Genomic DNA, 17101 nt, shown 5'->3' on the forward strand with positions numbered 1-17101 from the left:
TTCCTAAAATACGTGTCTGATTTCCTTAAATTTATCCTTTGCTTCTTCTAGTTTGTCTTCATTTCCGATGGTGCAGTTATTTCCTGCATCCACCACACAGCGCACATACGGCGCCAGAGAACGAATCGTTTCCTGATCACAGGAAAGCACCTGGTCCCGGTACTTCTGAAGCTCTGCTTCTGTCCTTCCCAGCAGATATGCCTGGAAGCTTCTCTCTCCCAGATCATCCGGTTCCAGCGGAGTATCCATGTTGCTGATGGTTCCGATGATATATTTCACCATGTCACGGTCATCAATATCAAAATGCTCTACAAAATCCGCCGCATTCTCAAACACCTGATAGGTCTCTAAGAGATTTGGGTCTCTGTAGGAGACAAACATACTGTCTCCCTGAGGCATAAAGCTGCACATACAGCCGTAAGCTCCTCCTTTGACCCGGATATTAAGCCAGAGATACTCATAGGAAAAGATGACCTGTAACACATTGAGCGCTCCCGTATACTCATAACCCTTTGTGGCAAAGTTTCCTGCACAGGCTACATACTGTACTCCTCCTGCCGTGGCGAATCCCTCCTCCATGTTCTCCGGCAGAATCTTTGTCTCTTCTTCCGGAAGGTCTTCTGTAAACATACGCCCTGTAAACTGATGCATAGCATCTTCCATGAAAGACGGCTTTTTCTCTTTTCCAGTATAACTGACCATAAGATTTTCCTTTCGGAAAATATATCTGCATGCTTCTTTCATGTTATCTGCGATCTTATCGCTCTCCTGTTCAAAGGATTCGTACCAGTCTTTCACAAATTCAAACATGGAAACACCCTGGATCTGCTCTTTATACCTTGCATAAGGAGAAAAATAGGACATAGCCCGGTTGGAAGCTGTTTTGTGTCCTGCCTGAGCAAGATCGGTCTTCATATTGGTGTAGATCTGCCCGATGATCTCCTTGAGACGTTTTTTGTCGTCCAGTTTACTGTCAAACAGGATCTCCTCCATCAGCTCAAAGGCTTTATCAGCATTTTCGTAGAAGCACTTTGTCCTGATGACAAAATAGCTTTTCACCCCATCAGTACCGTCAGGAAGAACATCCATGGTTGTCACCATGCCTCCTGTCTCAATGCCGATCTCATTGCCCAGCTCAAAATAACTGTGTTTTTTGGTATCTACGCTTCTGAACACTTCTGACATGAGAGACACATAAGGTACCAGTCTGGCTGGAACCCTGGACATATCAAATACCATCTTCAGATAGCAGATCTGGTTGGTAAAGTATGGGTGCCAGATGATCTTGACTCCATCCACCAGTACTTCTTCGTTGCACAGAGGGCGGATTTCCTTCTTAATATCTTTAATATCCAGAAGCGGTATTTTCTCCAGATCCTCTTTCGGAGTCGCTGCCTCCTGATATTCTTTCAATTCTTTAGTTGATTTTACCAGCTGCCTGAGTTCTTCTTCTAACAGGCTCTCCTTGAATTCCCTGAGCTGCTCTGCTGTCTTTTGGTCCTTCCTGGTCTGAAGTCCCTTTTCCGGTTTCAGCACAACGATGGATTTATGTGTATTTGACAACAGATAGGTTTTGATCAAGTCGGTGAAATAGCTTCCGTCCAGCTGCTCTCTTAAAAATGCAAACACCTCGTTGGTCTTTACATGCATAAACGGCTCATCATCGTCGTAGAGCCAGCTGTCGTACATCTGAAGCCCATACATGAGTCCCTTTGGAAATCTCCCGAAGTTGGCCTCCTTGTATTGGAATTCATAATAATTCAGCGCCGCCTCCAGACTGCGTCTCTGTATTCCTTCCTCAGAGATTTTTTGAAGCATCTCCTCGATGATGCGCACAAATTCCTCTTCTTTTTTCTCATCTGCCTCCTGGGCTACCACAGAAAAGACAGGCTGCTCAATACCGTTGTCGTAAGAACTGCTGATATCCTTTGCGATTCCTGCTTCCATCAAAGCCTTTTTTACAGGTGCTCCCTGCATGGAAAACAACGCCCGGTCAAGAATCTGAAAAGCAATATACAGCTCTTTGTCAAGACTTGTGCCTATGACTGCATTATAAGAAAGGAACGTTTTATTCTCCGTCCCATCCTGTTCACTGACCGGATACACTTCCTCCACACGTTTCACTTCGCTGAAAGCTTTTTGGGGCTCCCATGAGGTGTCTACCTGCTTTTTATCAAAGTCAGAAAGATAATGCTCATCGATAAACTCCAGATATTCCTCTGGGTCCATATCCCCATACAGATAGATATAGCTGTTGGAAGGATGGTAGTAGGTTCTGTGAAAATCCAGGAACTGCTCATAGCTGAGCTCAGGGATCGCTTCCGGATCTCCTCCTGACTCAAATCCATACGGAGTGTCAGAAAGCAGTGACTTCTGGATGAGACGCGCAAGCTGCTGGTCCGGGGAAGAAAATACACCCTTCATCTCATTATATACAACACCGTTGTAGGTTACAGGCGCATCTTCTGACTCAAGAGAATAATGCCACCCTTCCTGCTTTAAGATCTCCGGTTTTGTATAAATGTTCGGATAAAAGACCGCATCCAGATAGACGTGCATCAGGTTGAAAAAATCTTTATCGTTACAGCTTGCCACCGGATATACCGTCTTATCCGGATACGTCATGGCATTCAAAAATGTGTTCAGGGATCCTTTCACCAGCTCCACAAACGGATCTTTTAAAGGAAATTCTCTGGACCCGCAGAGCACGGAGTGCTCCATAATATGCGGAACCCCGGTATCATCCTTTGGCGGTGTCTTAAATCCAATCTGGAATACCTTGTTATCGTCCTCATTGGAGATCACTACCACTCTGGCCCCCGTCTTTTTGTGGCGGTATACATAGCCTGTTCCATTCAGCTCTTTGATCTGTTCTTCTTTTACCAACTCATAATTCTTTATCATAGCCTTTGAAATTCGCTCCTTTTTTATATTTTGATCCACCGTATGCACGGATGGAAATTTTATCGGCGTTCAAGATAAATTATACCACATTTGCCGTTTTCTTATTTATAACTTTTTTTCGTCTGGACTTCCTGCCGAAATCTGTCTCTGAGAGCAAAATTGCGGCCATCACCAGCGCAAAACCGGCCAAAATCTTTAACGTGGCCTTTTCTCCGTAAAAAATCACGCTGAAAAGCACCCCGAATACAGACTCCAGACTCAGGATCAGGGAAGCGGAGGAAGAATTCACATGGCTCTGTCCCACGCTCTGAAAGGTTACTGCCACAGCCGTACACATGATGACCAGATAGGCCAGGCTTCCCGCCTGCCCAAAAGTCCAGTGGATGGCACTGAGATCCTCAGTAAACAAGGACAGCACTGCTCCCCACAGCCCCGCAAATAAAAACTGTACGATTGTAAGCAGCACAGGATCTTTTTCCCCACTCTTCATTCCCAGATAAGCGATATGGAGAGAAAACAAAAGGCCGCCCGCTAAGGTCAGCGCGTCACCTATTCCAATGCTTAAACTGCCATTGAGAGATATCAGCCCGATACCGGTGATACAGATCAATGCCGCCAGAAAGTTTTGTTTTGTGGGCCTTTTTTTCTGCCAGGCCCATGCCACAAAAGGCACAATCACACAGTAGATAGCTGTTAAAAATGCATTTTTCCCGGGTGTTGTGTGATACAGCCCTTCTGTCTGAAACCAATAAGCCCAAAACCAGAAACTTCCCAGTACAAATCCGATTTTCAAATAACTTTTATTTATGTTCCCCAGCCTCTTATGGAAAAAAATACACAGTAACAATGCCCCCACTAAAAATCTAGTGGCAAGCAGAAAGTTTTCTGGTATATTGGCAATGGTATTTTTCATAATAAAAAAGGAACTGCCCCATATCAGTGCAGAACCAAACAATGCTGCCTTGCCGAACTTCATTTTTGTTTTTTGATCCATACTAACCCTCAACCTTCTAAATTGTATTGCCGTTGACTATTATCATACCATTTACCAATGCACTGCCGCAACTTCTTTTCGTTCGAACTTCTGTTCTTATTTTGCTTGCTTTCTCCATGGCACTGTGCTAGAATAAAAGAACAAACATTCGATATTGTGAGGTGGGTTATGGAAACTATAAGTCCTTCCCTGTCATTACAGGAGAAATTAACAATTCTTGCAGACGCGGCCAAATATGACGTGGCCTGCACCTCCAGCGGCGTAGACCGCCGGGGCGAAAAAGGAAAACTGGGAAACGGCGTGGCCGCAGGCATCTGCCACAGCTTTGCCTCTGACGGCCGCTGTGTCTCCCTGTTAAAAATACTTCAGAGCAATGAGTGCATCTATGACTGCAAGTACTGCCTGAACCGTGCAGGCAATGACCGGGTCCGCACCACATTCACTCCGGAGGAAGTCTGCCATTTGGTCATCGAGTTCTACCGACGGAATTATATCGAGGGACTGTTCTTAAGCTCCGGTGTAGTAAAAAGCCCCGCCTATACGATGGAGCTTATGTGCCGGACCCTTTCCATGCTGAGGAACCAGTACCGTTTCAACGGCTACATCCATGTGAAAGCCATCCCCGGCGCTCCCGAGGAACTTCTTTCAAGCATCGGATATCTGGCAGACCGGGTCAGCATCAATCTGGAGCTGCCCACGCCGGAAGGACTTAAGGATCTGGCCCCCCACAAGACACAGAAGACGATCCTAAGGCCCATGGAACAGATCCGCTCCGGCATTGTAGACCACCGGCTGTCCATCGGGAAGGATGCGCAGATGGAGCGTTTCGGTGGTAACCGGAACTTAAAGCACACGATCTTTGATGATGTCCCGGCCAGCCGTATTGAAGAACACAAGCTGCTGGCTTCTGACTCCTTCCGTCCGCCTGCTAAGGGAAAGCCGGCACCGTTTGTTCCCGCCGGACAAAGTACCCAGATGATCGTAGGCGCCACCGCAGAGAACGATCTGCAGCTTCTGACCGTCACCCAGCAGATGTACCAGAAGTTTGACCTGAAACGTGTTTTCTTCTCAGCTTATGTCCCCCTCAACGAAGACTCCCGCCTTCCCGCTCTGGATACTGCACCGCCGCTGCTCAGAGAACATCGGCTGTATCAGGCGGATTGGCTTTTGAGATTCTACGGTTTCCACGCAGAAGAACTCCTGAGCACCGACCGGCCCAATTTTAATATTATGCTGGACCCCAAGTGCGACTGGGCTCTGCGTCATCTGGAACTTTTCCCCGTAGAGATCAACCGGGCCAGCTACGCAGATCTGCTGAGGGTTCCCGGCATCGGCACCAAGTCCGCCTACCGCATTGTGAAGAGCCGGAGGCAGCGCTCTCTCACATTTGAGAACCTTAAAAAGATCGGCGTCGTCCTGAAACGCGCAAAATACTTTATCACCTGCAATGGAAAAATGATGTATAACATCCCCATAGAAGAGAATTTCATCACCCGGCAGCTGATCGGTGAAGACTCCAAGAAGTCCTGGGAGATTGACCATCCCCAGACCTACGAACAGCTGTCCCTCTTTGACGATAAGAATTTTACAACATCCCCTTCAGCCGAGGACTCCTGCAAATCACTGAGCGGACAGATATAATGCTAAGAACAGTTATGATATCTGCCCGGGAAACACCCGTTCCAACATAAGGTTTCACTCTGCGAAAGTTTTTCTCCATTGTTGGAAGGAGGCCTTTCCAGAGCCGGCTGGAGATAATGGAGAAGAATTTATGACCATCTTTACCTGCAACAACACATTTGAGGATATGATGTCCTGTATCTATACTGCCTGGGCCGCCCGCTTAGGCCATAATAACGTCCGTCTCAAAACAGAACCTATAGGGAATCTGGAACTGTTCTGTGATTACCGTCATGTAGAACATGATGCTGACAAAACCGCAAGTGTCATCCGATCCATCCAAAAAAAGATTTCTTTTCACGCCTATCATATGGTATACCGGGCCGCCATGTCATTTGAGGAAGAAAAGCTGGATATAATCTACCGTTTCCTAATCTATGGCTTTCACTACGGCCCCTCTGTGGTCCATATGCTTCAGGAGCCGGCCGTGATGAATCTGTTTGAGCTTGACCGGAAGGTGTCCAATGAAGCTCATCTATTCCGGGAATTCCTCCGGTTTTCAGAAGTGGACAAGGTCCTTATCGCTCATATCGAGCCCAAATGCGATGTCCTCACCATCCTGGCTCCCCAATTTACGGACCGCATGCCCTCCGAGAACTGGATGATCATCGATGACAACAGAAAAACCGCTGTAATCCATCCATCTGACCAGGACTATTACATGACAATACTGTCAGAGAATGAACTGAGCCGCTTAAAAGAGTCCGAGCGCTCCGATATCTATACGGACCTTTGGAAGGCTTTCTTTGAAACCATCGGAGTGGAGGCAAGAAAAAATCCCCGCTGCCAGAGAACCATGATGCCGCTCTGGTACCGAAAACACATGACCGAGTTTCAGTGATCCAAGGGATACTTTATCGTGCGGAGCACGCCCACCCGAAGGGTATAAAATGCGGTGTGCCCTGTGGGTATAAGTTTTTCCCCATTGTCGGAAGGAGGCCTTTCCAGAGCCGACTGGAGATAATGGAGAAAAACTCTTGACTCTCACGTGGCGTTATGGGCTATTCTTATCTTACCAGGAGGAGACCAAGATGAAAACAGTAAGAGAAGTAAGCAGATTAACCGGTGTCAGTGTGCGCACCCTCCACTATTATGACGAGATCGGACTCTTATGTCCTGACCGAATCTCAGAGGCTGGCTACCGTCTGTATGGAGCTCAGGCGTTAGAACGTCTTCAGCATATTTTACTGTTCCGTGAGCTTGAGTTCTCTCTAAAAGACATCAGACAGATTTTAGACCGTCCGGACTTTGACCGGCAAAAAGCGCTGGACCAGCAGATTGAACTATTAATGCTGAAAAAGGATCGTCTGGAACATCTGATTGATTTTGCTCTTGGAATACAGAAGTTAGGAGTGGAGCCATTGAATTATCAGGCATTTGACAAACAGACACTGGAAAACTATAAAGCCGAGGCAAAAAAGAGTTGGGGCCAAACAGAAGCTTTCCAGGAATACGAACAAAAGACCCAGGACTATACAGAGGAGGACCTAAAGTTCATGAATACAAAGTTTATGGCAAACTTTGTGGAATTCGGCCGTCTGAAAGCCGAAGATCCGGCATCTGAAACTGTAAAAAAGCAAGTTGAAGCCTTAAAGCAGTCGATCACAGACCAGTATTATACTTGTACCGACGATATCCTCGCCTCTCTCGGTACTATGTACACCGGTGATGACAGGATGAAGGAGTCCATTGACCGCGCTGGAGGACAGGGCACTGCCCAGTTTGTTTCAGACGCGATCCGCATTTACTGCCAGTCCCATTCATAGGCAAGGGAGAGAAATCATAATGATTTCTCTCCCTTTATGATTTAGTGATGGAATAAACGGATTCCTGTAAAACACATAGCCATATTGTATTTGTTGCATGTTTCAATAACATGGTCATCACGGATAGAACCGCCCGGCTCAGCCACATAAGAGACACCACTCTTGTGAGCCCTCTCAATGTTATCCCCAAATGGGAAAAACGCATCAGATCCAAGAGCGACTCCTGTCAGCTGCGAAAGCCATTCTCGTTTTTCTTCTCTCGTAAATACTTCTGGCTTCACTTTAAAGATGTTTTCCCACTCTCCGTCAGCCAGAACATCCATATAATCATCTCCGATATACAAATCAATGGCATTGTCACGGTCCGCTCTGCGGATACCGTCAACGAACTGCAGTCCCATAACTTTCGGTGCCTGGCGCAGATACCAGTTATCCGCCTTCTGTCCTGCCAGGCGTGTACAATGGATCCTGGACTGCTGTCCGGCACCGATACCGATGGCCTGTCCATCCTTTGCATAGCAGACAGAGTTAGACTGTGTATACTTCAATGTGATCATGGCAATGGCCAGGTCGATTTTTGCGGAGTCAGGAATTTCCTTATTTTCTGTGACAATATCGTTAAAGAAATCTTTGTCGATGTTCAGCTCATTCCTTCCCTGTTCAAAAGTGATGCCAAACACTTCTTTGCGTTCGATCGGAGCAGGCACATAATCCGGATCAATCTCGATCACATTGTAGTTCCCTTTTTTCTTTTCGTTTAAGATCTCAAGCGCTTCCGGCTCATATCCTGGAGCGATCACTCCGTCGGAAACTTCTCTTTTGATAATCTTTGCTGTGGCTGCGTCACACACATCAGAAAGTGAAATAAAATCTCCGAAAGAAGACATCCTGTCTGCTCCTCTTGCCCTGGCGTAAGCATTGGCGGGAGGGGTAAATTCCATATCCATATCATCCACCCAATAGATTTTCTTTTCTACATCTGACATGGGAAGTCCTACTGCCGCACCTGCCGGTGAGACATGTTTAAAGGAAGCCGCTGCCGGAAGTCCGGTTGCTTTCTTCAGTTCCTTCACCAGCTGCCAGCCATTTAATGCATCAAGGAAATTAATGTATCCTGGCTTTCCACTTAACACTTTGATCGGCAGTTCTCCATCTTCCATGTAGATCCTTGACGGTTTCTGGTTTGGATTGCATCCGTATTTTAATTCTAATTCCTTCATGGTTTCCTCCTATTGATTCTTGTTCACGATCCTTGTTTCATATTCTCCTGTTTCGATATTGATATACCTTACAAACAGTGACACTTTATTATCCTCATTCAGGCTGTCCCAAATACGGCCTGTAAATGTCTCGATGTCATCCTCCACACCAACTAACTTCGGTTCTCCTTCAAAGCTTGGGAGCGGATCCCCATCCTGCATATAGGTATGGATGAAATGGCCTTCCCCGTTTACTGGATTTTCGTAAGCAAATGTATAGCGGTTGCATGCATTCGGATTGCCGTTATTGCTTTTTAAAATGGACATGGCATAATTGTAAGTTCCATTTTCCACGTGCATGATACCTGAAATACGCGGAGTATAATTCGGAGCATCCGGCTCAAACTCTCTTGTGCGAAGTGCCTGTTCAAACGTCTGCTGTTTATCCATAAGCTCATAGATCGTATCTGTCTGATCTCCGTTAGTCACAATCGTCTTATTCCCAAGCACCTTCACCGGGGCATAGATGATAAGACTTGGGTCGCTCAACTTGGATGGATCAAATGCCTGGGTTCGGATTCCTTTTCCGTCCTCAATAAACACACGGTTTCTGCTGTTCTCACTTCTTCCCATGATAAAGTATGCAGTTACTGCATAAGTTCCGTTGGGTGATTTTCCAATCACAATCCCTCTGCCAGGATATGAATTCCCTTTTAACTCGTCTTCCAATGACAACATCTTCATTGTCTTACATCCTCCTTTTGGCTTGTTTACTTTGCGTACCAAATGCGATTTGACGTAGTCAAATGATTCCTCACGCATTTGTGTTCATAACGCCCGCAGGGCTGTTTTATTCCATAGGGAAAACTATCCTATAGAATAAAACAGCCGCCTGGGCATACTAAATAAAAGTTGCCCAGGCGGCCGACATGTCTACTACCGTGCTCCCCGTGGTTTCTCCACTATCCGCCAGTCGCACAGCTTTCAAAATAAATATACACTATGATCCGCCATTTTTCAAGTTAATTTTCAGAAACCGTAAAGCCTGTAATCCGCGGATAATCTTCATCTAAAACTAAAACATCTGTATCATCAGTTCTGCGGCAGCAGTATTTGTAACTGCCGGTACGTTGTGTACATCACAGACACGAAGCAGCGCTGAAACATCCGGCTCATGAGGCTGCGCTGTCAATGGGTCCCGGAAGAACACAACCAGTCCAATCTTTCCTTCTGCAATCCTGCCGCCTAACTGCTGGTCACCGCCATAAGGTCCTGACAGATATCGCTTTACAGGAAGGCCGGTGGCTTCCTCCACTCTTTTTCCGGTAGTACCAGTTGCAACTAAGTTATACTTTGCTAAAGTCTCTTTATTCTTTTTTGCAAATTCCACCATCTCATCTTTTTTCTTATCATGTGCAATCAATGCAATTATCATAATTTTATCCTCCTGATGTTTATTGACTGTAAAGCCAATCTACACTATAGGCGCTATTTTTTCAAGAGGAATATCTTTAGATCAGCGTTTCAGAGACTTTACAGAAGAAAACTGACTATATATTTTCTTTTTCCTGACTGTCTGATAGGATCTGACCTTAAAATAATACCGCTTTTTCTTTGTTAATTTACCTTTTGTATAAGATGATTTTTTCACTGACACTGTCGCGATCCGCTTATACCCAGATGATTTTTTCTTGGACATATAAATCTGGTACTTTGTCACACCAGAGACCTTTGACCATGTTATTTTGATCCCCTTTGACCCGCTCTTTTTTAGTTTTTTGATCTTATTGGATTTTGGAATCACTGTGATTTTACAGGATACTTTTTTGCCACTTCCACTTGTTCCCGTAATCACTGCTGTGCCGACTTTTTTTGCTGTCACTTTACCTGCAGAACTGATGGACGCCACCGATGAATTGGAGCTGGACCACCTGACGGTTGGAAATGCGTTTTTTGGCTCTGTGTAACTTTTCAGCGTATAAGAGGAACCCCTTTTCAGCGACAGCGACTTCTTACTCAGTTTAAAGCTCTTTGCCGGAATGCTTTTGATCAAAAAATTCAGATCTACATATCCGTTGATTCCCGGAACATTTCCTTTGTCGGTGCTCTGCCACATAATGTAACTTCCAGAATAACTACAGACACTATTGTACTGTGCAATCCATCTGGGGTACTTTTGGAATAACTTATCTGTCAGTTTCTTCTCAAACCATTCTTTATTAGCATAGATTCCGACATTCGTATAGCCGTTTGCCTTTAATCTGTCTGCAAAAGCGCCTGCTATCTGTGCCACTTTGGAGTTTGAAAGTTTATATATATCGTTTTCTTCCAGATCGTAATAAATAGGATAGGAAAGTTTCCTGTCCTGTATCAATCGGATCACATGGTCAGCTTCGCTTTTTGCTTTTTCTACTGTGTCTGCATAGGAATAGAGATAAACTCCATATGGTATATTCAGCCGTTCACATTCCGATACGTTTCGAAGCCATTGATCATCATCTTGCTCTGGTTGATTCATCCCATAGCCACACCGGAGAATAACAAAGTCAATACCGGATGCCTTCACTTTCTCCCAGTCAATCTTTTTCTGATGGTGGCTGACATCAATTCCTTTTGCCCATGCACCTGGAATCGGGCTGCCAAGATCATTTACAAACATCCCGTTGACTTTATTCCAGGCATTGCTGTAACCCCTGGCAGATCTGCTAGCCATCTGCCCCTCAGTTGAGTAAATGGGCTTTCCATCCTTATAACGCCAGCTGTCTTCTTTCCCGCTTTCTTTCTTTTCCTGCTGTACATTCTGCTGGCTGCCATACACTGTCTGAGCGGCAGGCGCCAGCCCCATCCCCACTGCCATGAAAACGGCAAAAAACCTATTACATACCTTTATCTTAAGATTTGCCATGTCTTCTCCTTTCAATAATCTTACATTTGTAGGATTATTATACCATATGGATAATGGAATGGCTATATCTATTATATCTCACATGAATTCATTCATGAAACAGAAAAAAGATCCCCTATAGGATCTTCTTTCTCTATTGCATTGTATTCTTCCTTATTTTAACGTTTTAATGATTTGACAGAACTAAAACTGCTGTAATACTTTGTTTTCCCTACCGTTTTGTATGAACGGACTTTGAAATAATAACGCCTGCCTCTTTTCAGGCTCTTTTTTGTATAGCTGGCGGATTTTGAGGAAGCAGTCTTAATCCGTTTAAAACCAGAAGATTTCTTTTTAGACATATAGATTTGGTATTTTGTCGTCCCGCTCACTTTTGACCATGTAATCTTGATGCTTTTCTTTCCGAATTTCTTGAGCTTTTTAATTTTATTGGTCTTAGGCCGGACAGTGACTTTGCACGCTGCCTTCTTTCCGTTAGATGACTTCGCTGTAATGGTTGCTTTTCCAACTCCTTTGGCAGTAACCTTTCCGCTAGAAGAAACCACTGCAACTTTCTTATTCGAGCTGCTCCATGTCACATTTTTATTTCCTGCATTGGACGGTGAAATGGACTTTTTCAGTGTATAGGAAGATCCATTTTTGAGACCCAGACTTGTCTTATTCAACTTCACAGAAGAAACCGCTGCTGTATGATAAGCGTTTACGTTCCAGGATCCAATCTTAAAGTTTAAATCTACATTTGTACCAATACCACTGACCGTACCGGTAGAGGTACTTTGCCACATGTGATAATCTCCTTTATAATCACAGCGGTAATTATACTGTGCCACCCATCTAGGATTTTTATCAAACACACTGCTTGTTAAAAGTGAGGAAAACCAATATTTATTGGCATAGACGCCTACATTTTTATAGCCTGCATTGTTCAATGTTTTTATGAAGGTATCTGCGATATCCGACAGTTTTTTATTGGACAATCCTCCCTGGTACTTCTCATCCTCCATGTCATAATAGATTGGATAAGAAAGCTTCTTCCCTTTGATCAGGCGTATCACGTGTTCTGCTTCACTTTTTGCTTTTGTAGTGTTTGTCGCATAGGAATAAATATAAACACCATAAGGCATGCCGATTCTCTCACATTCAGAAGAATTATATGCCCATGTAGGATCATCCTGGCTTTTAAGATTCTCGCCGTATCCCACTCTTAGGATCGCATAGTCAATCCCGTCTGCTTTGACTTTGTTCCAGTCAATCTTTCCATCCCATTTGCTCACGTCAATCCCTTTGGCTGTTGCGTTAGGAATCGGATCGCCCAAAGAATTCAAAAACACTCCATTTACATTTTTCCAAGCATTCGATACTGCCCTTGCGCCTCTGCTGTTTACAGAAGGCCCTATTTCTTCCTGCTGCTTTATGGGCTTTCCATCTTTATATCTCCAGCTGTTGGCCGGATCATTTTCTTCCGCGCTTTTTGTTTCCGCCATAATCGGAACACTGCTTACTGTCCAAACTCCGGCGGCCAGCACTAACACTGAAGATAATACTGCAATCTTACTTTTTATCCCTTTTAATCTCATTTTCCTCCTCCTTTTATCTCTTTGTGTAGTATATCATTTTTCTCATGATTTTCCAAAGATAAAAGAGAAGAAAAATTTCCCAAGCCAATGTGGGCGGGACCCTCCATAAGGTATTTTTAATTCATCGAGAGATCTTGAAAACCTTCCCAGGAAGAACAAAGTGGGCAAGCCCACTTCATCTCCCCAGCCCCTCACTCTTTGAGGGGCTTGACAACTTTGGGCGCTAAATGCGATTTGACGTGGTCAAATAATTTCCTCACGCATTTGTGTGCATAATGCCCGTAGGGCTTTTTTGTTCCATAGGGAGGTTCGAAGAACTTTCCTATGGTAATGAAAAAAGTGTGCTGCATATAAAGTATAATAATGCAGCACACCTCTCTAATTTCTTTTTAAACACAACCCATCCTGGACATCTCTCTCTTTAATCTCTTGATGATTTTTTTCTCTAATCTTGAAATATAGGATTGAGAGATTCCCATTAGATCCGCAACCTCCTTCTGCGTTTTTTCTTCTCCATCTTTCTGATTGATGCCAAATCTCAACTCAATGATCTTTCTTTCCCGGTCAGAGAGGATCTTCATTGCATTCAGCAAGAGCTTCCGGTCCACCTCGTGTTCCAGATCCCTGTAGATGATATCCTCATCCGTTCCGAGGATATCTGACAAAAGCAGTTCATTTCCATCCCAATCTACGTTCAGAGGCTCATCGATGGACACTTCCATTTTTGTCTTGTTGTTCCTTCTTAAATACATCAGAATTTCATTCTCGATACATCTGGAAGCATAGGTGGCAAGTTTGATCTTTTTCGCTGGGTTAAATGTATTGATCGCTTTTATCAGCCCAATGGTCCCAATGGAGATCAAATCCTCCACCCCAATTCCCGTATTGTCAAATTTTTTTGCTATGTACACAACAAGCCGCAGATTCCTCTCAATCAGTTTTGCCCTGGCTTCCGGTTCCTCCGCCGTTCCGAGCATATGAATCATTTTTTCCTCTTCCTTTGCCTCCAGAGGAGCCGGCAGTATCTCTGCACCTCCGATGTAATGAATCTCTTTTCCTTTCGCTAAAAATGTCCTCTTTTGACATGTCACATTAAGTTTCAGCACTGTACAACCTCCCATTACCTTACCTGACCAGATCCGGATGAAGCAAAAGCTGATAATGACCGTTTCGGGAAAGCGGCTGCTCTGACAGTCCTATCAGTCCCCTTTGCACTATCCATGTCTGGCTGCTATTCTTGATTCTCATATTAGTTACAAGAACTCCCATCATCAGGCCGCCCTCTTTCCCTACGGACCTGTATGGAATCATTCTTATATCTTTTAGCTTATGTTTTTCTATTAAAATGGTTAATGACTCATCCAAATATGGATTCAGTGCCTGTTCTTCTATGACAGAAACCGGGAGTTTCTCTATGGGCTCATAAAGAAAATTTCCTGTGTCCAGGTAAGCGGTTACCCTGACCGTCTTTCCAAGCAGTTCAAATGATACTTGATATAAGGAATCCTTCTGTTCCCGGATATTTTCCCAGACTGCACAGTATAAAAAGGCCAGAAGGAGAAATGCGGCAAAACAACCGAAAATCCAGATGTGGATGGACAGACGGTATTTGATAAAGCTCCATATTCCTCCCAGCAAAGCTGACAGCGCAAACAAATATCCGGAACAAATAAGACTTTTCCTAAGGGAAAGCGGAAACGCCAGCCACGATGTGGCTGCTATGCTTGCGGCAAGAAATCCAAGCATTACGGCCTGGTTTCCCCCAGCTGCCCACACAGTCAGACACCCAAGTCCGCTTCCTGCGGCCGATGCGGTCAGGATCCTTACAATCGAACTGGAGGATTTCAGCGAACTTCTTAAAATAAGCAGCAGTCCCAGAAGAACCAGCCACTGTTCCAAAAACATCATCAAAAAAAACATAAGCTTATTATAAAAAAAGAAGCGCACGTACTTTGTCAAAAAAGAGAAGTGCCAGCTACGTAAATTCTACAAAAAAAGCCCGTATTCCTGCCTTTCGGCTGAATACGGGCTTGTCCCATGTTGTATTTTATTTTCTTCTGCTCTTTAACAGAAACTCTGGAATCACAATCTTAGAATCATGGTCCTCTACACTGGCATTCTCGTGTTCCTTGCTGCTGTATGTAGATTCTGTACTTTCGGCCGGCTCACTTTTCGGCTGACTGCTATAGATCGGCTGTCCTGAAAAAACAGGCGGAGGTGTAATACTTTTCTTTTTAAAGCCTGTCCCTCTGGATGCGGTCTCAGACTGAATCCCTGTGGCAACGATGGTAGCGCTGATCTGGTCTCCCATATCAGAGTTAACCGTACCGAAGATCACATTGACTTCCTGTCCTGCCGTATCCTTTAAGTACTCGACTGCCTGCTGTGCTTCCAGCATTCCTACATCTCCTGAGAAGTTGACGATGATGTCGGTAGCTCCGGAAACAGTTGTCTCCAGAAGCGGACTTTCCATAGCTGCCTTGATAGCCTCCAATTCCTCGTCCGCGACACCCATGCCGATGTGCGCGATACCCTTGTCGCGCATAACTGTCTGGATATCTGCAAAATCCACGTTGATCAGTCCAGGATTGTAGATCATATCTGTAATTCCCTGTACACCCTGCTGAAGAACTTCATCTGCTTTCTTCAGGGCATCCGGAATGGTTGTCTTCTTCTCACAGATCTGAAGCAGCTTGTCATTGGGGATCACGATCATCGTGTCCACCTGATCCTGAAGACGGGCCACCCCTGCTATGGCATTGTTCATGCGGGGCTTGCCTTCAAAGGTAAACGGTTTTGTGACAACACCTACTGTCAGAATGCCAAGTGATTTTGAAATCTCAGCGATCACCGGGGCTGCGCCAGTCCCTGTTCCGCCTCCCATACCACAGGTTACGAACACCATGTCAGCGCCCTGTACCAGCTGGGTGATCTCATCCCTGTTCTCCTCAACGGCTGCTTCTCCGATCTCAGGTTTTGCACCTGCACCGAGACCTTTGGTCAGCTTTTCTCCGATCTGGATCTTTGTAGAGCATTTACATAAAGACAGAGCCTGCCTGTCCGTATTGATCCCTACAAGTTCCACTCCCTGTATATTCTCATCAACCATGCGGTTGACTGCATTGTTGCCGGCTCCTCCGACCCCAATGACTAAAATTCTGGCTTGTGTGCTTTCTACATTAGGCATAATCTCGACCACGATGCTCCTCCTTCAATATCTATCTCAAATTTTCTTACACTCATCCACATTATCACTATTCTTATATTATTATATGATACAGTTTTTCACCTAAACTTTCAACTACTTTTTCGTCTTGAAAATTGCGACTGGATTGTCCTTTGTAAAATATTTCATCGAGATGGTTCCCTTCTTCCCCTTCATCTTCGGGAGGATCCCGGTGAGCTCACTGAGCTTTAAGTCCAGTTCCTGGCTGTTCCAAAGGTTTACGGTGAGTTCTCCGCTGATCAGCAGAGCCTTTCCGTCCGCGTTGAAATGGATCTGGCTGACCGGAAGCTCGTACTTGTCAATGGCCATGGTAATTTTTAGTATCTGCATAAATACACTGCTTTTCTTCTCCGGGATTTTTTCCCCAAGCGCAATTTCTTTGTAATTCAGCCCTGTTACCAACGGTACATCATCATAGTGTTTCTCATAAATTTCCAGCGCGTACCCTTCTTTGTCGAAGTAAACATACTTGCCGTTATAATTCAAACACCCTGCCCTTTTCTTCTCATTGACCTGCACTGTCACCTGATTGGTCCCCTGCAGTGAGATATCAACTGACTCCACAAATGGAAGCGTTTTTATCGGTGAGATTTTGTTTTGCAGATATAAGACCAGACCATTCCCCACATATGTATTTTGTTTCAGTGCCGCTGCGATCTCTCCTTCTGTGTAATGGTCGTTCCCTTTTACAATCATCTTTTTTGTTTGAAAAACACCAAAAAGCACGACACATACAAAAATCAACAGAGTAACGACACATAAAACGATTGTCTTTTTGTGGCCAGGCCCCTTTTTTTGTTTCTTGGCCTGGCTGATTGTTATGATCTTTTCATTTTTATCCATAAGCAGT

The 17101-nt window shown here is 44.7% G+C and carries 14 protein-coding genes and 1 riboswitch; of the genes, 3 read left to right on the forward strand and 11 right to left on the reverse strand.

The genetic code is table 11. The features are described from left to right. Positions 1–3 precede the first annotated feature (3 nt). Complete coding sequence (locus AR1Y2_RS13035) at positions 4–2904, reverse strand: insulinase family protein (RefSeq protein WP_137329349.1); 2901 nt, start codon at positions 2902–2904, stop codon at positions 4–6. Between the two features lie 79 nt (positions 2905–2983). Then, positions 2984–3898, reverse strand: a complete 915-nt coding sequence (locus tag AR1Y2_RS13040; RefSeq protein ID WP_243118751.1) for a DMT family transporter — start codon at positions 3896–3898, stop codon at positions 2984–2986. A 168-nt stretch (positions 3899–4066) separates the two neighbouring features. Here AR1Y2_RS13040 and AR1Y2_RS13045 point away from each other — a divergent pair, with 168 nt between their 5' ends. From AR1Y2_RS13045 to AR1Y2_RS13055, 3 genes are all read left to right on the forward strand, one after another. Continuing rightward, the gene (locus AR1Y2_RS13045; protein ID WP_137329350.1) at positions 4067–5539 is read left to right on the forward strand and encodes a putative DNA modification/repair radical SAM protein; all 1473 of its coding nucleotides are present in this window, start codon (positions 4067–4069) and stop codon (positions 5537–5539) included. Positions 5540–5669: 130 nt separating this feature from the next. Next, entirely contained in the window at positions 5670–6419 is a 750-nt protein-coding gene (locus tag AR1Y2_RS13050; RefSeq protein ID WP_137329351.1) for a TIGR03915 family putative DNA repair protein, read from the forward strand. A 190-nt stretch (positions 6420–6609) separates the two neighbouring features. Then, positions 6610–7344 carry a MerR family transcriptional regulator gene (locus AR1Y2_RS13055; RefSeq protein ID WP_137329352.1) on the forward strand — a complete coding sequence of 245 codons (735 nt, stop codon included), beginning with the start codon at positions 6610–6612 and terminating at the stop codon, positions 7342–7344. A 41-nt stretch (positions 7345–7385) separates the two neighbouring features. On the opposite strand, the gene AR1Y2_RS13060 is transcribed toward AR1Y2_RS13055, so the two are convergent. The 9 genes from AR1Y2_RS13060 to AR1Y2_RS13100 form a co-directional block, all read right to left on the reverse strand. Then, the gene (locus AR1Y2_RS13060; RefSeq protein WP_137329353.1) at positions 7386–8564 is read right to left on the reverse strand and encodes a phosphoribosylaminoimidazolecarboxamide formyltransferase; all 1179 of its coding nucleotides are present in this window, start codon (positions 8562–8564) and stop codon (positions 7386–7388) included. 9 nt (positions 8565–8573) lie between these two features. Beyond that, a complete protein-coding gene (locus tag AR1Y2_RS13065; protein WP_137329354.1) occupies positions 8574–9287 on the reverse strand; it encodes an IMP cyclohydrolase in 714 nt (237 codons plus the stop codon). 163 nt (positions 9288–9450) lie between these two features. Continuing rightward, a riboswitch (ZMP/ZTP riboswitch) is annotated at positions 9451–9530 on the reverse strand. A gap of 88 nt (positions 9531–9618) precedes the next feature. Then, positions 9619–9978, reverse strand: coding sequence for a methylglyoxal synthase (locus AR1Y2_RS13070; RefSeq protein ID WP_137329355.1), 360 nt, complete (start codon positions 9976–9978; stop codon positions 9619–9621). 81 nt (positions 9979–10059) lie between these two features. After that, positions 10060–11448, reverse strand: coding sequence for a GH25 family lysozyme (locus AR1Y2_RS13075; protein WP_137329356.1), 1389 nt, complete (start codon positions 11446–11448; stop codon positions 10060–10062). Positions 11449–11606: 158 nt separating this feature from the next. Further along, on the reverse strand, positions 11607–13025 hold the full coding sequence (locus AR1Y2_RS13080) for a GH25 family lysozyme (RefSeq protein WP_137329357.1): 1419 nt from the start codon (positions 13023–13025) through the stop codon (positions 11607–11609). Positions 13026–13414: 389 nt separating this feature from the next. Beyond that, a complete protein-coding gene (gene sigE / locus AR1Y2_RS13085) occupies positions 13415–14146 on the reverse strand; it encodes an RNA polymerase sporulation sigma factor SigE (RefSeq protein WP_137329358.1) in 732 nt (243 codons plus the stop codon). A 4-nt stretch (positions 14147–14150) separates the two neighbouring features. Continuing rightward, positions 14151–14945 (reverse strand): sigma-E processing peptidase SpoIIGA, encoded by a 795-nt coding sequence (locus AR1Y2_RS13090; RefSeq protein WP_137329359.1) that lies wholly within the window; start codon positions 14943–14945, stop codon positions 14151–14153. A 127-nt stretch (positions 14946–15072) separates the two neighbouring features. Further along, positions 15073–16212: a cell division protein FtsZ gene (ftsZ, locus tag AR1Y2_RS13095; protein ID WP_137330276.1), complete on the reverse strand. Its 1140-nt coding sequence runs from the start codon at positions 16210–16212 to the stop codon at positions 15073–15075. A 114-nt stretch (positions 16213–16326) separates the two neighbouring features. After that, the gene (locus AR1Y2_RS13100; RefSeq protein ID WP_137329360.1) at positions 16327–17094 is read right to left on the reverse strand and encodes a cell division protein FtsQ/DivIB; all 768 of its coding nucleotides are present in this window, start codon (positions 17092–17094) and stop codon (positions 16327–16329) included. Positions 17095–17101: the final 7 nt, after the last annotated feature.

This window comes from Anaerostipes rhamnosivorans (assembly GCF_005280655.1).
GTDB classification, from domain to species: domain Bacteria; phylum Bacillota; class Clostridia; order Lachnospirales; family Lachnospiraceae; genus Anaerostipes; species Anaerostipes rhamnosivorans.